At 43.0% G+C, this 24,289-nt stretch carries 21 protein-coding genes; 14 read left to right on the top strand and 7 right to left on the bottom strand.

The features are described from left to right. The first annotated feature begins 271 nt into the window (after positions 1-271). The 10 genes from E2R66_RS07360 (at position 272) to E2R66_RS07315 (ending at position 11,995) form a co-directional block, all read left to right on the top strand. Positions 272-1,402 carry a glycosyltransferase family protein gene (locus E2R66_RS07360; protein WP_133228241.1) on the top strand — a complete coding sequence of 377 codons (1,131 nt, stop codon included), beginning with the start codon at positions 272-274 and terminating at the stop codon, positions 1,400-1,402. Positions 1,403-1,409: 7 nt separating this feature from the next. Then, positions 1,410-2,567, top strand: a complete 1,158-nt coding sequence (locus tag E2R66_RS07355) for a glycosyltransferase family protein (RefSeq protein ID WP_133228243.1) — start codon at positions 1,410-1,412, stop codon at positions 2,565-2,567. A gap of 54 nt (positions 2,568-2,621) precedes the next feature. Further along, positions 2,622-3,743 (top strand): acyltransferase family protein, encoded by a 1,122-nt coding sequence (locus tag E2R66_RS07350; protein WP_133228245.1) that lies wholly within the window; start codon positions 2,622-2,624, stop codon positions 3,741-3,743. 121 nt (positions 3,744-3,864) lie between these two features. Beyond that, complete coding sequence (locus E2R66_RS07345; protein ID WP_133228247.1) at positions 3,865-5,106, top strand: glycosyltransferase family 4 protein; 1,242 nt, start codon at positions 3,865-3,867, stop codon at positions 5,104-5,106. Between the two features lie 33 nt (positions 5,107-5,139). Beyond that, entirely contained in the window at positions 5,140-6,501 is a 1,362-nt protein-coding gene (locus E2R66_RS07340) for a hypothetical protein (RefSeq protein ID WP_133228249.1), read from the top strand. 9 nt (positions 6,502-6,510) lie between these two features. Then, positions 6,511-7,626 carry a glycosyltransferase family 9 protein gene (locus tag E2R66_RS07335; RefSeq protein WP_133228251.1) on the top strand — a complete coding sequence of 372 codons (1,116 nt, stop codon included), beginning with the start codon at positions 6,511-6,513 and terminating at the stop codon, positions 7,624-7,626. Further along, the gene (locus E2R66_RS07330; protein WP_133228252.1) at positions 7,623-8,840 is read left to right on the top strand and encodes a glycosyltransferase; all 1,218 of its coding nucleotides are present in this window, start codon (positions 7,623-7,625) and stop codon (positions 8,838-8,840) included. The genes E2R66_RS07335 and E2R66_RS07330 overlap by 4 nt, the downstream gene beginning before the upstream one ends. Positions 8,841-9,166: 326 nt before the next feature. After that, a complete protein-coding gene (locus E2R66_RS29250; RefSeq protein WP_133228254.1) occupies positions 9,167-9,724 on the top strand; it encodes an LbetaH domain-containing protein in 558 nt (185 codons plus the stop codon). Then, positions 9,721-10,533, top strand: a complete 813-nt coding sequence (locus tag E2R66_RS07320; protein ID WP_133228256.1) for a glycosyltransferase family 2 protein — start codon at positions 9,721-9,723, stop codon at positions 10,531-10,533. The genes E2R66_RS29250 and E2R66_RS07320 overlap by 4 nt, the downstream gene beginning before the upstream one ends. A 205-nt stretch (positions 10,534-10,738) precedes the next feature. After that, entirely contained in the window at positions 10,739-11,995 is a 1,257-nt protein-coding gene (locus E2R66_RS07315; RefSeq protein ID WP_133228258.1) for a WcaI family glycosyltransferase, read from the top strand. Positions 11,996-12,027: 32 nt separating this feature from the next. Here E2R66_RS07315 and E2R66_RS07310 read toward each other — a convergent pair whose 3' ends face one another. From E2R66_RS07310 to rfbB, 5 genes are all read right to left on the bottom strand, one after another. Further along, positions 12,028-13,128 carry an endonuclease/exonuclease/phosphatase family protein gene (locus tag E2R66_RS07310; protein ID WP_133228260.1) on the bottom strand — a complete coding sequence of 367 codons (1,101 nt, stop codon included), beginning with the start codon at positions 13,126-13,128 and terminating at the stop codon, positions 12,028-12,030. 129 nt (positions 13,129-13,257) lie between these two features. Further along, a complete protein-coding gene (gene rfbA, locus E2R66_RS07305; RefSeq protein ID WP_133228262.1) occupies positions 13,258-14,118 on the bottom strand; it encodes a glucose-1-phosphate thymidylyltransferase RfbA in 861 nt (286 codons plus the stop codon). Positions 14,119-14,127: 9 nt separating this feature from the next. After that, complete coding sequence (gene rfbD / locus E2R66_RS07300) at positions 14,128-15,003, bottom strand: dTDP-4-dehydrorhamnose reductase (RefSeq protein WP_133228264.1); 876 nt, start codon at positions 15,001-15,003, stop codon at positions 14,128-14,130. Between the two features lie 48 nt (positions 15,004-15,051). After that, on the bottom strand, positions 15,052-15,606 hold the full coding sequence (gene rfbC, locus E2R66_RS07295) for a dTDP-4-dehydrorhamnose 3,5-epimerase (protein WP_133228266.1): 555 nt from the start codon (positions 15,604-15,606) through the stop codon (positions 15,052-15,054). 9 nt (positions 15,607-15,615) lie between these two features. Further along, complete coding sequence (gene rfbB / locus E2R66_RS07290) at positions 15,616-16,668, bottom strand: dTDP-glucose 4,6-dehydratase (protein ID WP_133228268.1); 1,053 nt, start codon at positions 16,666-16,668, stop codon at positions 15,616-15,618. 336 nt (positions 16,669-17,004) lie between these two features. Here rfbB and E2R66_RS07285 point away from each other — a divergent pair, with 336 nt between their 5' ends. Genes E2R66_RS07285 through E2R66_RS07270 form a run of 4 tightly spaced genes read left to right on the top strand, consistent with a single transcriptional unit; the run spans position 17,005 to position 21,038 of the window. Continuing rightward, positions 17,005-17,676, top strand: a complete 672-nt coding sequence (locus E2R66_RS07285) for a CatB-related O-acetyltransferase (RefSeq protein WP_204985883.1) — start codon at positions 17,005-17,007, stop codon at positions 17,674-17,676. A gap of 48 nt (positions 17,677-17,724) precedes the next feature. Next, a complete protein-coding gene (locus E2R66_RS07280) occupies positions 17,725-19,002 on the top strand; it encodes a hypothetical protein (protein ID WP_133228270.1) in 1,278 nt (425 codons plus the stop codon). Beyond that, on the top strand, positions 18,986-19,846 hold the full coding sequence (locus E2R66_RS07275; protein WP_158288351.1) for a glycosyltransferase family 2 protein: 861 nt from the start codon (positions 18,986-18,988) through the stop codon (positions 19,844-19,846). The genes E2R66_RS07280 and E2R66_RS07275 overlap by 17 nt, the downstream gene beginning before the upstream one ends. A 4-nt stretch (positions 19,847-19,850) precedes the next feature. Next, on the top strand, positions 19,851-21,038 hold the full coding sequence (locus E2R66_RS07270) for a glycosyltransferase (RefSeq protein ID WP_133228273.1): 1,188 nt from the start codon (positions 19,851-19,853) through the stop codon (positions 21,036-21,038). 2 nt (positions 21,039-21,040) lie between these two features. Here E2R66_RS07270 and E2R66_RS07265 read toward each other — a convergent pair whose 3' ends face one another. Together E2R66_RS07265 and E2R66_RS07260 are read right to left on the bottom strand one after the other, a co-directional pair. Beyond that, the gene (locus tag E2R66_RS07265) at positions 21,041-22,441 is read right to left on the bottom strand and encodes an undecaprenyl-phosphate glucose phosphotransferase (protein ID WP_133228276.1); all 1,401 of its coding nucleotides are present in this window, start codon (positions 22,439-22,441) and stop codon (positions 21,041-21,043) included. Positions 22,442-22,765: 324 nt separating this feature from the next. After that, positions 22,766-24,268: a hypothetical protein gene (locus E2R66_RS07260; RefSeq protein WP_133228279.1), complete on the bottom strand. Its 1,503-nt coding sequence runs from the start codon at positions 24,266-24,268 to the stop codon at positions 22,766-22,768. Between the last annotated feature and the right edge of the window lie 21 nt (positions 24,269-24,289).

Here is a 24,289-nt window from a genome sequence, read left to right as displayed (position 1 = left end):
CGCAGCAATCGCAATAGAGAAACGGTTTTTGCATAATAGTATATACTGTATTTTGTACAGTTTAGATGTTAAAGTATTTGCTTTTACTTAAACAATAGCAGTATAATTAGGGATATGCAACGCAAATGTATTAAATCGCTTTTGAATGCAATTAACGAAAAGGTAAATTTTACGATACAATTCATAAAATAACGATTTTTTGTGAATATTGTTTTCGTTTAGCGTAATGTATTTTATTTAATCCTGAAATTAACAGTGCTCTTTTAGCCTCATGGCAAAAAAAATTAAGATAGTTTTTATATGCAGCTCTTTAGAGCCGGGACACGATGGCGTTGGCGATTATTCGCGCCGGCTGGCGGCGGCTTTGATTAAGGCCGGTCATAACTGTATGGTGTTATCGCTTGCCGATCGGCATATAGCGGAACAACATGTGGGCACACAGCAGGCGGATGGCGTAGATGTACCTGTAATGCGTCTTTCATCGGCCATACAAATAAAACAAAGGTTCGCGCTGGCTAAAATCTGGGTGGATGGGTTCAACCCCGAATGGCTTAGCTTACAGTTTGTGCCTTTTGGCTATCACCCCAAGGGATTGATGACTGGTCTGAGCAAATTGTTGCTCGGGCTGGGCCATGGCCGTAGGTGGCATATCATGTTCCACGAGCTTTGGGTGGGCATAGCCGAAGAAGAATCGCAGAAGCTGAAGTGGTGGGGCAAGGCGCAGCGTATGCTTATCAAATCGCTGGCAGCAAACCTTAAGCCTGCGCTTATCCATACCCAAACCGCACTGTACCAAACATTGTTGGCAAAAATAGGTTTCGAAGCCGGGTACCTGCCGCTTTATGGCAATATACCCGTAACTTCGGAGGCCGGGCAAGAGCGGACACCAAAAGAAAGGTTGGATTTTGTGGTGTTTGGCGCAATACATGATAGGGCACCAATCGCCGCTTTCGCGCGGGAGGTGGCCTTATACCAGCAAACACATCAAGCAGCTGTCAGCCTTACCATTATGGGTCGCGGCAACAGCGAGCAGGAAAGATGGGCAAACGAATGGAAGAAGGTCGGCTTAACCCTGCATCTTTATAAAGAGTTGTTGCCGGAGCGCATTTCGGAGATACTCTCGGCCTCCACCATTGGCCTATCGGCAACGGCATTGGCGGTGATAGAGAAAAGCGGCTCTTATGCGGCCATGCGCGAACACGGCTTGCCCGTAATATCTGTTTCCAAACCCTGGACACCTCGCAGTGTTGCCCGGCCGGCTGTACCACCGGGTGTAACGGAATACATCCCTGGTAACTTTGAGGATTGTATTTCCAGCAGCATTTTTACGCCTTATGGCACAGATGTTACCGCCCTGTCAATTAAATTTGCCATGGCATTAGATAACTATAAAGCGGACTAGACACTTGATGAGAAAACCCAAAATATGCCTTTTTACAGCGCATGCCCCAAACGTGGGGGGCGGCGGTGCCATATTGCGTAGCTTGTTGGCCAACCTGCCCGGCCTTGATGTGCGCTGGTATTATATTGGCAGCGGCCCGGTGGTAGGTTACGAAAGCGGGTACCTAGGCCCGGCTTTGATGGGGGGGGCTATGCTAAAAGATATTACTCAAACGCGCAAGATGCTCAACGGTGGCAAATTGCCTTTTATTGATGAGCTGTACCAAAAGCTGCTGAATATACCTTGCGATAGTTACTGGATAGTATCGCACAACGAGGGGCTGCGCATTGCGATTGAACTTGCTGTGCGCCAGCATAAGCGGCCAGTGCATATGACCGTTCACGATGATTGGGCTGGTGCCCTTTGCGCCCGTTCGGTACGTTACCGGCTGATGGGCGGCGCCGCAAAAAAACTGACAGTTAAGGCCTTAAAAACAGTACCCTCTTTCGATTTGATCAGTGGGGGCATGCGTAATTATTACCGGGGCTTAAGCGCCCGCCGTGGCGAGGTCTGCCACCGCTATCTGCTTGAGAGCACCATATTGTTTACCCCTGAACCAGAAACCGGGGATAGTATTTTGATAGGCCATATCGGCTCCATCTACGATAAGAAAGATTTGTTTGCCTTTCTGGCCTTGGCAAAGGCGTTTTATCAGCAACAACACAAAACGGTAATACTGCAAATGTGGGGCTGCCATTTAAAGCCTGCAGATGTGCCTGCTGCATTGCAGGCCAATATTAAATTTTACGATACTTTGCCCGAGGAAAAGGTAATACCCCAATTGGCTAAATGCCATTTTGTATATTGCATGTACCCCCTAAGCAAGGCACTGCATACTTTTTCTAAAACCAGCCTTCCAACCAAACTAAGCAGCTATTTGCAAGCGGCTCGCCCCATATTTGGTCACGGGCCTTCTGACAGTACCTTGGCCGAGTTCCTGGGCACCACAAAACTAGGTGCTATTTGGAGCGCTGCTGATAAGCAAAAGGGCTTCGAATTGCTTGAAGCCATAAGTGCCTTACAACCTTCGCATGCCGATTGGCAGGAGGCCCGTAAGCGATACTTCGGCGAGAAGAATTTGGAGGTGATGAACAAGGCGTTGAACCAACATGGGTCAATGGATTGAACTTAAATAAAGCAGATTTAATAACTTACAGCATCAAACCGCCAAACAAACAAAATGATAAATATAAAACCACGCGTTATCATAGGTAATTCAAGCATCTTTTTAGATGCATTGCGCATCGGTGCTGCCTTAACGGTTTTATACATTCACGCGTTTGATATGTGGTTCCCAAAGCTAGCCCATCCGCAATATGAGCCTGGGGAACCATCGCATGCCGCCGTGGTTATCTTTTTTGTATTATCGGGTTACGTAATAGCGCATACCACAATCAGCAGGAATCGTGGTGCTATCCTTTATGCCCAGGCGCGTTTGAGTAGGCTATGCTCCATCGTTATACCGGCACTCGTAATTACTGCAATTATGGCGGTAATTGTTAAGGAAGTTAACCCGGCACTCTTTGCAACCTACTCGCGTGGGCATGAATGGGTGCGCTACCTGGTCTCCGGGCTTTTTATGAACGAGCTTTGGTTTTTCTCGGGTGCGCCGCCGATAAACATTTCACTTTGGTCATTAAGTTTCGAGTTTTGGTATTATGCCATTTTTGGGCTTTGGTTTTTTCGTAAGGGAGGGCTGAAAACACTTTTGTTGCCAGTTGCAGCAGTTTTAATTGCTGGTCCAAAAATTTTAGCAATGATGCCTGTGTGGCTTTTGGGCTATGCGGCCTATATAATACCCCGGCCTACTCTAAAAGTAGCTATCGCATGGTGTTTGGTATTTATAGGTTGTTTTAGTGCATGGCTGGCTGTTGTTTACGTGCCTTTTATACCTTATAAGATAGGCTACAAACCTTTATTTTATGCAAACCAGTTTGTAACCGATTGGATAGTTGGGTTGTTTATCGGAGCTGCCTTGTGGATTTTACCTACTGGCAACCAACTCATTGCCGATTTTAAATTTGCTACAGTATTCCGTAAGGCGGCAGACCTCACCTTCCCACTTTATGTGCTCCATTTTCCGTTGCTTGTGTTATGGCGTGCACTGTTCGGCTATAAAAGTTATGATTTGGTGCAACTATCGCTGGTGCTTATTACAGTGCTGATAATGGCATCGCTTCTGGGTTGGGTGATGGAAATGCAGCGCCATATTTGGACAAGGTTTTTTAAAAGGCTTCTGGTTATTAAAAAGGAACCCGAAGCGGCCGAAGTCGCGTTTTATAACGCCCACGAAAAGCTATAATAAATATTAATTAAGCTCGTAATTAAAACTTCAATGATTATAATTGTATTCTATTGACATTATGATAAATTAAGATGTTGTATATAAAGGATTTTAGCCAATGTAGTTTGGATTAGTATTTATGAAGTTATTACTGTCGCATCCAACGGGTAATGAATTTGTACGGGCATTGATAAATGCATTGTCGCAACAAGGCATGCTGGCCGAGTTTGATACCACGGTTGCTGCAGATCCTGCTTCGCCCTGGATAAAGGTGCTGCCGGGCAGCGTAAGGAAGGAGTGGCTGCGGCGCACTTACCCCATTCCCCAAAATGAAATAGTATCACATCCCTTACGCGAACTGGGGCGGATGATACTGCCACGGCTGGGGCTGAAAAGTGCTGTAAAGCACGAAACCGGATGGGCCAGCGTAGATGCTGTGTACCGTAGCCTTGATCACAAAGTGGCCGATAGATTGTCCGCATTGAAAAATGGCAGTAAACCCGATGCCATTTATGCTTATGAAGATGGTGCACTGCATTCTTTTACCAGGGCAAAACAGCTAGGCATCAAATGCATTTACGATTTGCCCATTGGCTATTGGCGCGCAGCACGCGAAATGCTGGGAGCAGAACGCGAACGCTGGCCCGATTGGGCGGAAACTCTAACTGGTTTGAGAGATTCGCAACTCAAACTCGAATGTAAGGATGAGGAGTTACGACTAGCCGAAAGTATTTTCGTAGCTAGCAGCTTCACGGCAAAAACGCTTGGGTATTTCCCTGGTAATTTGCCAAAAGTACAGGTAATACCTTATGCTTTCCCGCCGGTTTTGGGTGAACGCAGCTATGAAACCGTTACTGCTGCAAGGCCATTGAAACTACTTTTTGTGGGAGGGTTATCGCAGCGCAAAGGCATTGCCGATTTGTTTGCAGCGGTTAAAATATTTGGCAGCAGGGTGCAGCTTACAGTGGTAGGCAGTAAAATGGTTGATGATTGCGCTGTTTTGAACGAAGCCCTGGCGCAGCACTTATGGATCCCAAGCTTGCCGCATGCAGCCGTTTTAAAATTGATGAGAGAGAACGATGTGTTGCTTTTCCCATCATTGTTTGAGGGTTTTGGGCTGGTGATAACAGAAGCCATGGCACAAGGTACCCCGGTAATAACTACCGATAGGACCGCCGGACCAGATATTATAACCCATAACGAGAATGGTTGGTTGATAGAAGCGGGCTCTACCGAAAGCCTTCGTGCCGCAATAGAAAATATATTGATGAAGCCCCAACTTATTGAGGCCGTTGGTAGGTCGGCAATGGCAACGGCGCAAAAAAGGCCCTGGGCGGCGTATGGGCAGCAATTAGTTGGTGCTATTATCCGCAATAATTGATTATTTTTAGGGTTTCATAATCTATCGATATTAATGAGTACTAGCCCCGATAACAATATAGCTGTAGTAACCCTGGATTCGGCACAGAAATTTCAGAGCCGGGTCGATCACGAAGCCATCGTAGCATCGCTGAAGAAGGGGATATGGGTATATTTCATCTTATTGATTTTTGAAGGTAGTCTGCGTAAATGGGTACTTCCGCAACTGGCTACCCCGCTACTGGTAGTGCGTGATCCGGTTGCTATCTGGCTGCTTTTTACCGCCTGGCGCAACGGGTACATGCCATCAAGCAACTATCTTAATATGATTGGTTTTATAGGCATCTTCGCCTTTTTTACAGCTATCCTGGTTGGGCATCACAGCCTGGTGGTAGCTGTTTACGGCACGCGGATCTTGCTTTTTCACTTTCCACTTATATTTTTAATCGGGAAGATTTTTGATAAAGACGACGTTGTTAAGATTGGAAAAATTGTGCTGTGGATGGCTATCCCGATGTTTTTTCTTATACTCATCCAGTTTTACAGCCCGCAATCGGCATTTGTAAATAAAGGTATAGGCGCAGATTCCCAAGGCGGGGGGTTTAGCGGTGCCCTTGGTTATTTCAGGCCGCCCGGTACCTTTTCTTTCACTACGGGTAATACGCAGTTCTTCTCATTCGTTGCAGTTTTTATCATTTATTTTTGGCTGAGTATTGGGGAAAATATCAATCGGATATTGCTGATATCTGCTACTGCTGCGCTCATATCCGCAATCCCCATTTCTCTAAGTCGTGGCTTGCTTATACAAGTTGTTTTAACTGGGTTGTTCGCCCTGGCCTCTGTATCAGGCACCCCGAAAATTCTTGGTAGGATGTTAGCTACAATAATTGGGTTGGCCATCATTTTGGCTTTACTAAGTAATCTGCAATTTTTCAATAACGCAATCAACGTGTTGTCTGCACGCTTTGATACAGCAAAAGAAAGCGAAGGTACTATAAACAACACCATCATTAATCGCATGGGTGCCAGTGTACTGGAGCCTTTCGTCAACTCAGACCTGCCCTTTTTTGGCTTCGGCATAGGGATGGGTACCAACGCCGGTGCCAAGTTGCTTACTGGCCGATCTGACGGTTTTTTGATTTCTGAAGGCGAATGGGGCCGAATGATAGGCGAGATGGGTGCCATTTTTGGCATTGCAGCGATTGTAGCGCGCATGATGTTGAGTATGAAGATATTGTTGCAGGCTTATAAACGCTTGCGATTCACTAATATATTGCCATGGCTTATGGTTAGCGTTAGCTTCCAGGCAGTAGCGCAAGGGCAGTGGGCGCAGCCAACAGCGCTAGGGTTTGGTGTCATAATGGCAGGCTTAACTATTGCAGCAATGAAAGTCCCTGCTCCACGGCAGGTTCAATAGGCTACATTAATGGGTAACCCTGCAAAAAGAATATTAATATACAGGTTAGGCAGTCTTGGCGACACCGTTATTGCCTTGCCCGCTTTTCATAAAATAAGAGAGGCTTATCCCGATGCAGATATAACGCTATTAACAAATACTCCCGTAGCTGCAAAGGCAGCCCCACTAGAGAGTATTTTAGGACGTGGCTATTTCTTTGACAGGGTATTGGCTTACCCGGTGGGCACCCGTAATGTAAAGGTTTTATTTGAGTTATTAAAGCAGATAAGGGCTCTCCAAATAGATACCGTAGTATACCTTGCCGGCGTGCGGGCACTGAATACGCTTTTTAAAACCAAGCTCACTGTTTTTAGAGACCGGTGTTTTTTTAAAGCTGCCCGCATCAAAAATACTGTAGGTTTCCCGCGGGTTTTACCTGATTTTCTATTGTCGGTAGATGAGTTGACTGGTGATTTGGAATGGGAAGCTAAAAGACTGACCCGGAGGATAGGAGCGCTTGGGCCTGTACCGTTGGATGATAATAAATACTGGGACTTGCGTTTTACAGAGCAGGAATTGGCAACTGCCCACAAAAAGCTTAGTATTCTTGAGGCGGGGCAACCCATAATAGCGGCAAGCACGGGTACTAAAAACCAGGTGAACGATTGGGAGGAAGCTAATTGGCAAAGTATGCTTAAGCAATTGGGGATGCTGCTACCCGGTTGGCAGCTGGTAATGCTTGGCGGGCCAGATGAAGCCGCAAGGGCAGATGGATGTATTGCCGCATGGGGCGGCAACGCCATCAATTTATGTGGGCAAACCACGCCGAGAGTCTCCGGAGCGGTAATGAAGCAAGCAGAGGTATTTATTGGTCACGATAGCGGGCCTATGCATATGGCCGCAGCAGTAGGTACGCCTTGCGCAGCAGTTTTTTCGGCAAGGCACCACCCGAGGCAATGGTACCCGCGTGGCAATGGCAATAAAATCATATACCATAAAACAGATTGCGCCGGATGCTGCCTGGATGTGTGCGTTATACAGCATAAGAAATGTATCCTATCGATAACGCCCGATGAAGTGATAGGTGCTGTCATAGATATACTTAAAGCAAAGGGGCATAACAAAACTAATATATCATTTAAATGAAGCTGTTGCACATTATTGCAAGTATGGATCCGGCCAGTGGCGGCCCCTGCCAGGGCATACGCAATACCAATCCTCAGCTAATGCATAATGGCATCAGCAGAGAAGTGGTGAGTCTGGATGCGCCCGATAGTCCATTTTTAGGTATGGACAATTTTACTATACATGCTTTAGGCCCAGCCCGGGGTAAGTGGCAATATTCTGATAAATTACGCCCTTGGCTGTTGGCTAATATGGCGCGGTTTGATGTAGTTATCATCAACGGTTTGTGGTTATATTCGAGTTATGCGGGCTGGAGTGTAAAGCGGGAACTGGAAAAAAAAATCCATAAAAATGCGCAACTGGTGGCGCCACCCAAGTTATACGTAATGCCGCATGGCATGCTCGATCCGTACTTTCAGCGCGCCGCAGATCGCAGGCTAAAAGCCATACGCAACTGGTTTTATTGGAAGTTTATAGAAAGCAAAGTAGTAAACGATGCAGATGGCCTGTTTTTTACCTGCCAAACTGAGTTGGAACTTGCGCGAATGGCGTTTTCGCCATATCACCCGAAGAAAGAGATGAATGTGGGATACGGCATAATTGCGCCGCCACTGCATTCCGCTCAAATGGACGAAGCCTTTTATAATAAGTGCCCCGATGCAATAGGTAAGCCCTTTTTGCTTTTTTTTAGCCGCATACATAAAAAGAAGGGGGTAGACCTATTGATAAAGGCCTATGCCGAAATAGTGAATCGAAAAATAAACGGCACAGACGCTTGCTACAAATTAATTGTTGCGGGGCCTGGCCTAAATACATCTTACGGTAAGGAATTACAGCGGCTGCTAGCTCATTACCCAGATATAAAAGATAACATACATTTTACGGGCATGCTTAGCGGAGATGTAAAATGGGGCGCTATTTACAATTGTGATGCGTTTGTACTTCCCAGCCATCAGGAAAATTTTGGGATAGCCGTTGTTGAAGCACTTGCCTGCGGAAAGCCTGTGCTGGTGTCGCAGCAGGTAAATATTTGGAAAGAGATAGAAAGTGGTGGCGGAGGCATAACGGCTCCCGATTCGTTTGATGGCACCCGGCAACTGCTAAACACCTGGGTAAGTTTGCCTCCTGCCCAAAAAGCAAGCATGGCACAAAAATCCCTTTTTGTATTTAAAGAACACTTTGATATAGAACGTGTTGCCAAGCACTTTATAAAAGCAATTTTTGAGGGGCACTAGCGGGTTTACAATGGGTCAATTTCTGTTAATTTACGTTTTTCTTTTTTTGTAATCGTTTTGCCTGTTGTTGCTTATACCCAGGCTCGCCTGTAAATACTAATGTAGTGCTATGATATATTGAAAATTTAATTATTTCGGCAATCTGTTGCTATAAATAAATAGTATTGGTAAAAATTGTATAAGTTTAGTATTATTGCTTAAAATAGTAACTGCTGTATCAGGATGCTTTTGTGTAAAATAAGCTAACATTTTTTTATTGAACCCACATCTCGAATTAAATAAATGTTATAGTGGCGTATCCAATTTGAGTATTTCTTTTTTATTGAATGATTAATCAGGATACATACACCGGTCCATCTTTTTCGTTAGCCAATCGTGCGGCCAGGGTTATATGGCAAATTACGTCGCTGTTTTTTTTTAGGCCTTCGCCTAGGCCTTTTCATGTGTGGCGCTCGTTTTTGCTCCGTTGCTTTGGGGCAAAAGTTGGCAAGGGGGTGCATGTGTATCCGGGCGTGAAAATTTGGGCACCCTGGAATTTAGAACTGCACGATGAATGCGGAGTTGGCAGTGGTGCCACACTATACTCGCAGGGTAAAATTACTATAGGGCGCAGGGCGGTAATTTCACAGGGGGTTTACTTGTGTACCGGTACGCATGACTATACAAAGGCAGGCTCCCCCTTGGTTACTAGGCCCATTTATGTGGGCGACAATGCGTGGATAGCAGCCGAAGCATTTGTTCATCCCGGTGTAGTTATTGCAAGCGGCTGTGTAATTGGAGCCCGGTCGGTAGTGATAAATGATATGCCAGAATGGACGGTATGCGCCGGGCATCCTTGCAAGCCTCTTAAGGCAAGGGTAATGGTTAATGATATTGATCGATGATATCTGTATTGATACTTACCAAAAACGAGGAGCAGGATTTGCCGGGTTGCCTTGAATCTGTTGCATGGTGCGATGATATACACGTGTATGATTCGCTGAGTGATGATAAAACGGTTGAAATAGCAAAGGCGGCCGGAGCAAAAATAACCAGCCGCAAGTTTGATAACTGGTCGGCCCATCAAAATTGGGGCCTTGCCAATATTGTTTTTAAGTATAAATGGGTATTATATATAGATGCCGATGAACGTGTCTCTAAAGAATTAGTTGGCGCGCTTCAAGGTTTTGATACAGAGAATATAAACGTAGCGTACGAAATACGCCGGCGCGATTTTGCCTGGAATGGCAAATGGCTAAAACATGCTCAGGTATCGCCATTTTACTTGCGGCTTTTCCGCCCTGGCAAAATGCGGTACGAAAGGCTGGTAAACCCGTTATCGATACCTGATGGCGCAGTAGGCAGGCTGGATGGCTACCTTGACCATTATCCCTTTAGCAAGGGTTTTAAGTATTGGTTTAGCCGGCACTTGGGGTATGCGGATATGGAAGCTGCTATGCGGTTGCAGCAAATTAACACAAATGAGAGATTCTCGGTACGTAAAGCATTGTTTAGTGCCGATTTTACACAGCGCCGTTATCACCAAAAAGGCCTTTTTTACAAATTGCCTGGTCGGCCTGTTATTAAATGGATTTACATGGTGGTGGTAAGGCGGGCTTTTTTAGATGGCGCAGCCGGTGTTACGTACGCCACTATGCAAGCCATCTACGAATATTTTATAGTGCTGAAAACGAAGGAAATGTTGAGGAAATGAAGTGGCATCCTAAAAACAACGTAATCATATCATTGGCAACGTTATGGTTAGCAGTATGTTTTTGAAAATCACTTCCCATTTAACGGTTGATTTAACTTAATATGTGTTTTAGGACGTGGCCTTCAGTTAATTCCGTTATATTTAAATATTTATTTGCCGGGTTTACCGGCCCACACGTGTTACAGGCCAAAGGCTTAGTTTATAAATGGATAAGAAAAAAATACTGTTAATTAGTCATAATTTCTCTCCTGAACCAATTGGTATTGGAAAATATAATGGTGAGATGTTGAGTTGGTTGGTAAACCGTGGCTATGACTGTACAGTAATTACTACTTTTCCGTATTACCCATTTTGGAAGGTGCAAGAGCCTTACACTAACCATTGGTATAAAAAAGAGGTAATATATAACGAAAAAAGTGGCGCTACCTTAACTATTTACAGGTGCCCATCTTATATTCCCAGTGATCCTACCGGCAAGCAGCGCGCCTTACAGGATTTCTCGTTTTGGGTTACCAAATTTTTCATGGTTTTTAAGCTTATTTTATTTAAACAAAAGTTCGACCTCATCATAACCATTGCCCCGCCTTTCCATTTAGCGTACCTGGGCCTTATGCTGAAGCGATTCAACGGTGGTAAGCTGCTTTATCATATTCAGGATATGCAGATAGAGGCAGCACGCGACCTTAAGCTGTTTTCTAAAAAGATGGTGTTGGCAGGCTTGTTTAAAGTAGAGCATAAGATACTGAAGAGGGCCGATTTTGTGAGCAGTATATCTGATGGGATGATAAAAAAGATAAAAGCGAAGTTTAGCCGGGATATCGTTTTTTTTCCAAATTGGGTAGATACAGATTACTTTTTTCCGTTGCCTAATCGCGACAAGCTTAAAATCAAATGGGGCTACAAGCCCGACGATATAGTGTACCTGTACTCGGGCGCGGTAGGGGTAAAGCAACGGCTGGAACGTATATTGGTAACAGCCGAGGAATTGCTGCACATGGAACATATCAAATTTATCATATGCTCATCCGGCCCTTATAAAGATCAGCTACATGAGCAAGCCATGCGGAAAGGTCTTACCAATATCTCTTTCCTGCAGGTGCAGGAGAAAGATGTATTCAACGAGTTTTTGAACATGGCCGATATACACCTTGTGCTGCAAATAGCAGATGCGGGCGATTTGGTGATGCCATCTAAGCTTACCACCATATTGGCCGTAGGCGGTGCCAGTATAATTACCGCTTCGCCGGGTACGTCCTTGTACGATATGGTGCACGATTATGATTTTGGCTACGTTGTGGAACCTCAGGATAGGGACAACCAAGATTTGCTTACCAACCAAATATTGCAAATAAAGCTTGACGGGGAACTGGAAGAGAAAAGAGAAAATGCCCGCAAATATGCTGTGCAATACCTTAACGTTGATAAGGTGATGAATAAATTTGTTGAGGATTTTTTAGGATAAATTCCCAAATACTGCTTATTATTAGAATATTCTTACTTAAGTTTTAGATCACTAATAATCGCTTTGTGGTCAGATATTTTTTTATTAACTGCTTGATAGTTTAATATATCAAACTGCTTGCTTGCAAAAATGTAGTCAATTTGCAAGGGTAAAGTGGAATAATAAGTTGTTTGTAGCCCGCTGCCTTTTTCAATAAATGCATTTTTTAGCCCGTCGCCTAACTCATTAACGGCATAGGAAATCGGCGTATCATTAAAGTCTCCCGTAACGATAAAAGGATACGGGCACGAGTCGAAACTTCTTTTTATCTGATCAACCTGATAGCTGCGTGTGACAAAAGCCCCGGTTAGCTTATTAAAGATAAATGTTGTATTATCTATACCTGCGCTACCGCTTAAAATCTTTTTCTTTGATCGAGCCTTAATTTGAACGGCTATTAAATGAATACAATAAACCCGCACAATTTTACCCTTGTATTTTATATCAATAAATATGGCTTTAGTATTTACTAAATTACGAGGATCTACCTCCCCGGCATTAATAATTGGATACCTGGAAAACATGATATTACCAGTTGAATCCCCTCTAAATACTTTATCTATATTAAAATAGGCGTACTTGAGGTTATAGGTGGTTTTTATTTGATTGCTAATCGAATCGCGGTTTACTTTGTATTTTACAAATTCCTCTAAATTAAGAAGATCAGGTTGTTTATTACCGATAATATCTAAAACCTCATTTTGAATAGGCATGTCTTCAAACCTATCTATACCTTTTAGGCCATGTACATTATATTGCATCACCCTTACGCTGTTCGAATCGATTTTTTCATTAGCAATAACCTGCTTGCGAAAACCGTATTGCGCGCTCATCATTTGAAATCCAAATAACACGCATACCAAGGATATCAACATTAATAGCGGTTTTCTAAAAACCCAGTAAATTACAAAAATCAGATTGGCACCTACTAAAAACAAATACCCAAAACCCAGTGTGGCAATAATAACAGAGTCGCGCGGATCTGTGCCAGGAGCCAGGTAACTCAACAGAAGGCATATTGCTGTTACTATGTTTAGCCCCAGAGCAATCTTATCAATAAGGTGAAATTTTCGTTTGCTTTTTTTTGGTTTCATGGGTAACCCGTAAAGTTGCCTAAAACTAATTGCTTGTAATGATTATAAGAAATAAAAATTAAAAAATTCGTTTAACGCATTACTATCGTATGATCATTATTATGCGATGGTGTAGAGTAAAGCAAGCCTTTATTTCTCAATATTTTGCAAATATTTGCCGTAACCGCTTTTTATATATTTTATTGCCAGTTGCTGCAGGGCTTCGTAACTAATAAATCCCATCCGGTAAGCAACTTCTTCTATGCAGCCAATTTTCGTATCCTGGCGTTTTTCTATAACGCGTACAAATTCGGTTGCGTCGCTCAAAGAGTCGAAAGTGCCGGTGTCAAGCCAAGCTGTGCCCCGATCTATTACGCCTACGTGTAGCTCTTGCATTTCCAGGTAAACCCTGTTTACGTCTGTTATTTCGTACTCGCCACGGGGCGATGCCGGTATGTTTTTAGCAATTTCTACAACCTGGTTATCATAAAAGTATAAACCCGGTACCGCGTAATTAGATTTGGGTTTTAAAGGCTTTTCTTCTATAGACAGGGCCTTGAAGTCTTTATCGAAAGCTACTACGCCGTACCGTTCTGGATCGGCAACGGGATATGCAAATATGGCAGCGCCACTAACGTTGCTAAAGCTTTGAATTAACGTGCTAAAGCCAGATCCGTAAAAAATATTGTCGCCTAAGATTAAAGCTACCTTATCTTTGCCTATAAAATCGGCACCAATTACAAAAGCTTGCGCCAAGCCATTAGGGATTTCCTGTACAGCAAACTCAAAGCGGCAGCCTAACTCACTTCCGTCGCCTAACAGCCTCACAAAGCCTGCCTGATCATCAGGAGTCGTGATAATCAAAATTTCGTTTATTCCCGCCAACATCAATACTGATAGCGGATAGTATATCATCGGCTTATCATATATAGGCATTAACTGTTTGCTTATGGCTTTGGTGATAGGATACAAACGTGTGCCCGAACCGCCGGCGAGGATAATTCCTTTCATAGTACTTGTTTATGGTTTGTTTATTGTGTTTATCTCTAAAGCTTTTATGCAGGTAATTAAGCTATCGCGCCAATAAGGTACCTCTAAACCAAAGGTTTTCTTAAATTTAGCCTTGTCCATCACAGAAAATGCCGGCCTTGTGGCCTTGGTAGGGTATTCTGCAGTCCGAATAGGATATAGTTTGACATTGGTACCGGCCACATCGAAGATGCCCTTGGCAAAATCGTACCAGGAAGTTACGCCCTCGTTGCTGTAATGGTATACGCCGTAATTTTCTTTGCCTGATGATATGATATCTAATATTGCGTTGGCTAAGTCTATTGCGTAAGTAGGGGTACCTACTTGATCGGCAATTATCTTCAGCTCATCGCGCTCAGAGCCCAGCTTCAGCATTGTTTTTACGAAATTGTTGCCATATTCAGAATATAGCCAGCTGGTGCGCAGTATATAGTGCTTGGGCAGTATGGCAATGATATCCTGCTCGCCCTCCAGCTTGGTAAGGCCATAAATACTTGTTGGGTTGGTAGCGGCATCTTCGCCCAACGGTAGGGGATTGTTGCCTTCAAAAACAAAATCTGTTGATACGTGCACCAGCGTTGCGCCGTGGGCTTTGCACTGTAACGCCAGGTTCTGTACACCTGTCTTGTTTATTTTACGGGCAAGTTCTGCATCGTCTTCGGCTTTGTCAACCGCAGTATAGGCTGCGCAATTTATAGCGAAGGCAGGTTTGTATTGTTGGAATAACCTGGCCAGTGCTTCATTATCAAGTATATTAGCTTCCTTTTTGGAAGGGAATACCACTGATGTTATTTTTTTTTGCCAGGCGGCTTTTTCTAAGCACTGGCCTAACTGCCCAGATGCGCCGAATACAATGATGTTTTCCATGCGGTGTAGTTAAATGCTTCAGTTTAGGTTTTAATAACTTAAGGAAGCCTAAAGGCCCATAACGCCGACGTTTTTTAACAAGGGAAGCTCAAGGTCTTTTTCTGATACCAACAGGTTTGCCGTAGGCATCTCCCAATTAATATTTAATTCAGGATCTGAATATAGCAAGCCACCTTCAGAAGCTTTATTGTAATAATTATCGCATTTATACTGAAAAACGGCTGTTTCGCTTAATACTACAAAGCCGTGAGCAAAGCCTCGTGGGATAAAAAATTGCTGATGATTTTCGCCGGATAATCTTACGCCAAAGTGTTGGCCGAATGTAGGCGAAGATTCCCTTATATCTACAGCCACGTCCAGTACTTCGCCTTGAGTAACCCGTACCAATTTTGATTGTGCATGCTGGCCTTTTTGGAAATGTAGGCCTCTGCAAACGCCCTTTGTAGAGAACGATTGATTGTCTTGAACAAAATTTACCTCGTAACCTACAGCATCATTAAAATTTTTGGCGCTGAATGATTCGAAGAAGTACCCTCGGTCATCTGTAAATACCCGTGGAGTTATAACAAGGCATCCTTGGAGCGGCGTAGGCGTAATGGTCATATATTTTTTTTAAATGTTCGCGTATTGCTTATCGTAATAAGTGGCGTAGTTGCCGCTTGTTACATCATTGAGCCATTTTTCATTAGCCAGGAACCAATCTATGGTTTCAGAAAGTCCCTGCTCAAAAGTTACAGATGGCTTCCAACCAAGCTCTCGGTTTATTTTACTGGCATCTATGGCGTACCGTCTGTCGTGCCCGGGGCGATCTTTTACGTAGGTAATTAATTTGTTACTGGTACCCGGTTCACGGCCCAATTTTTCATCCATTTGTTTGCAGAGTAACAAAACTAAGTCGATGTTTTTCCATTCGTTGAAGCCGCCAATGTTATAGGTATCGCCGGATTTGCCTTCATGGAAAACCAGGTCAATGGCTACTGCATGATCTTTTACATACAGCCAATCGCGGGTGTAGTTGCCGTCGCCATAAACAGGTAAAGGTTTATGGTTGATGATGTTATTTATCATCAGGGGAATCAGCTTTTCGGGAAAGTGGTAGGGACCGTAATTATTAGAGCAGTTTGATACTACTGCTTTGATACCATAGGTATCGTGATAAGCGCGGACGAAGTGATCAGAAGCGGCTTTGCTTGCGCTATAAGGAGAATGCGGATCGTAACGCGTTTCTTCGGTAAACAATCCCTCGGAGCCTAACGCGCCATAAACTTCATCGGTAGAAACGTGGTAAAATAAATGCTCGCCGTAGTTTTCTTTCCATTTTGTTTTTGCCGCTTCTAAAAGGGTTACCGTACCAATAACGTTGGTAAGTACAAAGTCGAGCGGGTTGGTTATAGACCTGTCGACATGCGATTCTGCCGCCAGGTGAACAACATCGGTAATGTCATACTTATCAAAAATTCTATTTATTTCTTCCTTATTTCTAATATCGGCTTTCTCAAACCGATAGTTCGGAAAGTCTTCAATATCGATCAGGTTTTGCAAATTCCCTGCATAGGTCAAAGAATCCAGATTAACTATTAAGTAATCGGGGTAATTGTTTACGAATCTGCGCACCACGCACGAGCCGATGAAACCCGCGCCTCCGGTAATTAATATTTTTTTCATAGATCACTATTATATAAATTGCGATGTTTAAATTTACTAACATCGCAATGAAATGCATCTTGCGATGCAAGTATATCTAATTTTTATTTAATTTTATAAAATTAACGTATAATATGGAGTGGACAATAATATTTTAGAGTGTTTGGTGTCCGCCCTTAACAGGGTAAGTTTTTATAATTAACTATGTGCGTGTTGGTTTAAAAGCAAATAGGTAGCAAGCGTTTATTATATTAATTAATAAATATTTGATGAATAATTAATATAGCAAAAAAAAGCGACTACTTGCTATCTTTAGCAACCTTTAATGCACTAAAATATTTATGTTTACCGTACAAAATGAGGAATTGGCTCAAGCGGAATTATTACAGGTTGCTTAACTTCAACAATAGTGTAAAAATTGGCAGCGGCGTGGTGTTTAACATGCGTAACTTTTTCGAGGGGTTTAATGTTATAGGCAACCAGGCGGTTGTGGGTACATCGCATATTGGGCGAGGTACTTACGTAGCTAATGGCTCTGTTATCAAAAACACGTTGATTGGCAGGTTTTGTTCAATAGGCAGCAACATACAAACGGGTATGGGAACGCATCCTTCAAGAGTATTTGTATCCACTCATCCGGCCTTTTTTTCGGTTGAAAAGCAGGCAGGTTTTACTTTTGTGGATGAGAACTGCTTTGAAGAGTTTGTGTATGCCGATACCGAAAAAAAGCTGATAGCGATAATAGGAAATGATGTATGGATTGGCAATAACGTCATTATCACCGATGGCATTAGAATAGGCGATGGGGCAATAGTAGCCGCAGGTGCTGTGGTTACTAAAGATGTGCCGCCTTACGCTATAGTTGCAGGCGTACCCGCAAAAATTCTGAGATACCGTTTCCAACCTGCCGAAATAGAACAGCTTCTACTTATAAAATGGTGGGACTGGGATATGCAGAAACTCAAGCAGAATAGTGCCGTTTTCAAAAATATGGATCAGTTTGTCAACACTACCCAAAACATAATTTAATTGCCTTTTTAGGCTGCATTTTTAATCTGTATAAAAAAGCTCATCTACATGGCGCGTAAACAAAAGAAAATTGACATCAATTATTTCATAATGCTGGTTTTTTTGCTGTTATCTGCAAATGCCAATATTATATCTTCCACAGCTATAGCATGGGCGGCCTTCATATCGTCGTTGTTGTTTTACGCAATAATTAACAAAATGATAAGCCGCAATGACGTTAACAGTTTCGGCATATTCTCGGGCGTGTACGTGTTGTTAGTAACTGTACGGTTTTTTCTTTTTAACGATTTGGAGACCGATTACCTCTATAGCGATTACCTGTTCCTTTTTAAATATTTACTGGTTAGTTTCTTGATATGCGTTGTATTGAAAGAGAAATTGCTGGCTTACTTTGTTAAGGTGATGGTGCATCTCACTATACTCTCACTTGTATTCTACGCGCTGCAACTGCTATCACCGGCCACTATGTATAAATTGTTTGCCACACTTAATTTCCCAACAGGCAATAACATACCGGGCTATACCAATGCTTTGTTTTTTACATACACGCAAGGCTTTCACGAGCTCACCAACTCTGGCTTTGTTTGGGAACCCGGCGCATTTGGCTGCTTCCTGGTAATTACTTTGATGTTCCATTTCTACTTAAATAAATTCAAGTACGATAATATAACCATATTGCTCATCATAGCTAACATCACCACATTTTCTACAACAAACTACCTGGGTTTGCTGGTGCTGATATTCCTTTCATACAGGTACAAGGTGCCCAAAATTAATATTTATGTTTTGATCTTGGTTCCCGCAATTATTTTAGCACTTATTTTTATACCCTTTTTGGGCGATAAGATTATCGAAACTTACAACGAAGATATGCGCGACCTTAACCGCCTTGGGGTGCTCAAAACATATTATCACCGCATCCACATGGATATCCCTCTAAACCGCTTCTCCAGCTTGTGGCACATCATAAATAGTTTTGGCGATAAACTTATATTAGGTGTAAGCAACAGGTATAACGATGTGCTTAACAAGCAATACCCGATAAACATCTCAAACGGCGTGGGCGATTTTATTGCCAAATTTGGCCTTGTGGGCTTAATATTCTTATTGTATAAATACGGCAAGTTTTGTCGGCAATATGTGCTTACTACAGAAAACGTTGTGTACTGTGTGCTTATTTTGCTGATACTGAGCTTTGGAGAACCGATATTGTTTTTGCCTATCGTAATGATATTCTTATTTTTAAAGGACAAGCAAAAGGCGTTTAACAGATACGGCCGCGACGAAGAAGATGAAGCCCCGAACCGTTATGCAACAAAATATTAATTGTGCAGTATTAATTGCCTGCTATAACCGTAAACAAAAAACACTTTGTTTCCTCAAGAGTTTAATCAGCCAACTGGGTTTCGATAGTCTTGATCCGGATATTTATTTGATGGACGACGCCTCTACCGATGGTACCGCGCAAGCGGTGGCGGCGGCTTTTCCCAAGGTGAAATTAATTGCCGGAACAGGTAGCCTATTTTGGGCAGGAGGCATGCGTACCCTATGGCAGCATGCCATAACGCAAAAAAAATACGATGTTTTTTTGCTTTACAACGACGATGTTGTTTTGCTGGAGGGTTCCTTGGCTAGGTTGATTGATTGCTATAGGGCGCAGCCAGCTACGGGCACGGTGCTGGTAGGTTCAACGCTGAGCCCAAACAGCAAGAAAATGAGCTATGGTGGGCATTCGCTATATCAGCTTAACCATGCGGCCTATTACGCCATTCAACCGCTCGATAGCAGTACGCTGCCATGCCAACTGGGCAACGCCAACGTTTTTTTGGTAGACGCTGCAGTAGTAGAGAAAATTGGCATCTTTTGCGATGACTACACGCACTACCTGGCCGATTACGACTACACCCTTACGGCATTCAAGGCCGGCTTGCAGGTTTTAGTTGCTCCGGGTTTTTACGGCTATTGCGAAGACGACCATGGAGTTAATTGGTTGTCGGGCAAACATTCCCTAAAAAAACGTATAAGTTATTTATATAGTCCCAAAGGACTGGCTTATAAAGAATACCTTTTTTACATCAAAAAGCATTTCCCAGCCGATTATTTTGGCGCATTCGCTAAATTATGGATGAAAACGTTATTCCCTATTATATGGGATAAGTTGAAAAAATGACCTGATGAGAGTAGTGATATTAAATAATGATTTCAGGGTTTATTGGAAAGGCCGGCTGGTGTATTTACGTGGCTACCTTGCAACGCAGGGCATAGAACTGAATGCTTTAGAGCTATTTGGAAAGGGTTCGCCATACGCTTTCGATACGGTGAACAGCGCGCATAATTGGTGGGGCTGCCTCTATCCTGATAAAAGCGCGGTCGATATCCAAAAACAGGAGCTTAAAAAGGATTTGTTTGCCCAATTGGATAAACTTGTGCCCGATGTGATTATAGGCCCATCGATCGTTTTTTTTGCGGGCGCGCTGGGTATAGCCTGGGCAAAAAAGAATAAGAAAAAATTCATCATGTTTGATGATGCCCGCCCTGCTCAAGTAAAACGCAACGCGGTGGTACAATGGGTAAAAAACCTCATCACCATCAGTGCCGATGCCCTTTGGTTGCCAACAAAAAGCTATGATACCGATTATGCCATGTTTAGGGCTCAAGGCGTACATTTTTTCTATGGTTTTGCTTGTATAGATAACGACCTTTTTAAAACAGATAGGGAGGCCCATATTGTAGATAAGATAATTGTCTGCGTGGCCCGTCTGGTACCTATAAAAAACCTGCATGGGTTATTGCAAGCCTGGTATGATATAGAACAGCAGGACACTGGCTATCGCCTGATGATTATTGGCAACGGCCCCGAAGAAGAGTTACTGAAGGACGATGTGCAGAGGATGGGTCTCACGAGCGTTTTGTTTATAGATGCGGTAAGCAATGATGAGTTGCCGGCGTATTTTGGCGGGGCAGAAGCATTCATACTGCCCAGCTTTTCTGAAACCTGGGGCTTGGTGGTTAATGAAGCTATGGCTTCTGGCTTGCCCGTGTTGCTTAGCCGCACGGTAAATGCAGCTAACGATTTGTTGGTAGAGGGGGTAAACGGCTTTGGGTTCGATGCCTTCAACACGCAGGATATAGCTAAAGCGATCTTACGATATACCGAGCTTCCGGGTGAGGAAAAAAGGTTGATGAGCGAAAAATCGCTTGAAATGATAGATAACATGAGCTATCAAAAGATGGGCTTTCAGCTTAAGGATGCTTTGCAGCACGTTGCCGTTAAGCCGTACAGAAAACCGGACTTGGTGGCAGCGGTTATTATAGGGCGCTGGCATGGCCGATATAATACGGCTGGTTGGGATAAACTGTAGGCTTAAAAGGCGTTTTCTTCGCCTTTTAGGGCATTCCAAACTGTAAGGAAGATAATCTTCATATCAAAAAGAAAGGACCAATTTTCAAGGTACCATACATCGGCTTCTACACGTTGTAGCATAGCTTCGGTAGTACGGGTTTCGCCGCGCAAGCCTTTCACCTGCGCCCAGCCGGTAATGCCGGGTTTTAAGAAATGTCTCACCATAAAGCGATCTATCAACTGTGAGTATTGTATAGTGTGGCTTAGCATGTGGGGGCGGGGGCCAACCACGCTCATATTGCCTTTTAGCACATTGAAGAATTGCGGCAGCTCGTCAATACTGGTGCGGCGCATAATGGCACCCAATCTGGTTATGCGCCTATCGTTGCGTACGGCTTGCACGCTGTCGCTATCGTTGTTTACGCGCATACTGCGGAATTTATAACACCAAAAAGGATTATTATCGCGGCCCGAACGTAACTGTTTGAACAGTACCGGCCCTTTAGATTCTAACTTTATCAATATGGCCAGTATAGGGAAAAGCCAGCTAAAAAAGAAAACGATGATGAATATGGAAAAGCAAATGTCAAACAAGCGTTTTACGAAACGGTTGAGCATATTCTCCAGCGGTTCTGCCCTTACGGATATCACAGGTATATGGCCAAAGCTTTGGATAAGCACGGGCTTTATGCCGTAATCGTAATATTCGGGTATGATGCGGAAACGTATCAGGTTCTTCTCTGCGTCTGATAACAGCTTCTCTATCTTTTGGCTTTCGGCAACCGGCAGCGTGCAAAATATTTCGTCTATTTTATTGTTAAGCACATAATCTATACAATCATCTGTAGAGCCAAGGTATTTGTCTATATCGCCAACCGAATTGGGATTATCGTCAAAAAAACCTACCAGTTTATAGCCCCTATCGGGGTTGCCCCTAAAAAAATCATGCAGATCGTTGCTTATACGCCCACTCCCTACGATGATAACCTTGCGCGAATCATAAAGGGAAGCCCTGTCGCTCTTGCGGATGCTCAGGAATATAAGCTTCCATATCCATAAGGTTATTGCAAACAACGTGCACGAGTAAACCAGATAGCCCGGTGTTATGTAATAGGCTTTTATGCCTATTATGGTTACGATCATGCAGATAAGGGCGATGAAGATGAGGTATGTTTTAATTACGTTGCGGTAGGTATTAACGGCATCGCGATTCAGTACCTTATCGTACAGGCGGGTTAAATTTGCGGATAACAGCCATGTAAGGTTAAATACTAAAACAATAGGGAGGTAATTTTTATTAGTAGCCCACAGTATGTGTACTTTATCTACAATATAGTAAGCTATTACCATACTGGCGTTCAACACAAGATAATCGAACGTAAGATTAATAGTTTTTATAAAAGTAGCGTAGCGATGAACCATTTAATATAAATTAATATAAACGTTTTGCATTGTCTTCCTGATCGGCGATAATTGCAATTATTTTGAGTTTGATATGATAATAGGCGAAATTATATAAAAACAACAATAATACACTATTATTTTTACGCTAAGGGAAACTTTAATGAAGCCTGGTTGTATTCGGAAGCTGTAGAGCCGCGTGAAAAAGGAAAATCATTTTGTAGTCATGATTAAATAAAGGTCGTATTAATTATAACCCTGCAAATATATTATTTTTTTATTACAGGTGAAAGATCAATAGTACCGTAGGCAGCCGATAATTGAAGTTTTTGTTCCATCTGGTTGTTATTTTTTTGTTGTATAAATACTTACACCCCTGGCGGGTATTTGATCGGAAAAAACAGTAGCAATCGCAGCGAATTTTTTATCCGAGGGTATTATGTCGATACCTATATATTGCCGGATTTTCTCCGGGTCGTAAACGTGTCTGTTAAAGGTGCGGTAAACGGGGCGGTAAACGGGGCGCGCAAATTTAACGTCAAATCGTTTGGCAGAATGAGCGGCATTAACCACCATAACGGTTAAGTCTGATCCAGCACTTGTTGACACGACGTACAAACTATCCGCACTAGTAGTCTTATAAACTTTTGTAGGCGCATAGTTCCCCAAATATTTACTCATGATCGCAAACGAATACCAGGCCGGGTAAACTTTTGGTGGGCCTGATAGACTATCCTGAGGAGATTGCGTTAGTCCCCATCTCTGTATTCCTTTATAAAAGCTATCGTGGTTGGTTGTGTGGCCTTCATATTTTTGGTCGAACAGAATCCACAATAAGGAAGTTTGAGCACCGCTGTTGGTGAAGGCTGCTACGGCTTGTGCAATATAATTACCATAATCGGCTGTACGCCTAACATTTTCGTTGGGTTGATTAGCTCCGTATTCATCTATCCAATACGGCTTATTTGTTTTGATCACCTTTCTTTTTCCTGCGTCTACTATCTGCTTCCAGCCATCATATTCCGAAGGCGGGTTTGTATTGTATTTTTGCCCGTTATAGGTATGCCAACTAAATATATCTATCACGTTATTTAGTTTATTTACGCTCCATCCAACATAAGCGGCTGTGTCTGTACTGCCACTATTAGGGCCAACCAGTTTTACCGCCGAGCGTAGGTTTGTTTTAATGAGTTTTTCGTTTATTTCTGTACAAACTTTTGCGTAAAAATTCGGTTCAGAAAAGCCCCCTTCTGGCCCTTTTTGGGAATGACTGTTAAGAGGTTTTGTAAAAAGCATGAGATATTTAATATTGCTATACCCTCTAACATTAATCATTTGATTTAGCGACTCCGACACCCATTCGGCATATCTTTCGACATTTTTAGTGCTATCTGGTGTTATATGACCAAAATAGGTGTCTTGTGGAAAAAACCAGCCTGCTTGTAATGCAACTTTCACATTTAACTTTTTCATTTTATCGAGCCACTGATAAAACGCTTGCATTCGCATACTGTTCCAATCAAAATCGCTAAACAAATTTGTTGCACATGCCCAATTTGGTCTATACCAGGTCCGCGCTATTTTGAGTTCCATAGCGCGCACACGCGCAAACTCACGGTTCTTTTCAGTTGCGCTTAAAGGCGCCATAATATTATCAGGCATGTAAGTAAAGCCGTGATACACCGCATTGACACCCAAAAAATCATTTTGAATAACCTGATTATTATCAATCAGCAAATGGCTGTTTATGACCGGAACCTGATGTTTGGCGCTGATCATAAAAGCTTGTGAAGAAATCAGTAACACTAGACAAGCTGTAAAAAATAGGGCGTAGTTTTTGATGCACATAAGCAGTAAAATGGTTTGTTG

This window comes from Mucilaginibacter psychrotolerans, from assembly GCF_004519315.1.
Classification (GTDB): domain Bacteria; phylum Bacteroidota; class Bacteroidia; order Sphingobacteriales; family Sphingobacteriaceae; genus Mucilaginibacter; species Mucilaginibacter psychrotolerans.
This window is presented reverse-complemented; position numbering and strand designations above follow the sequence as displayed.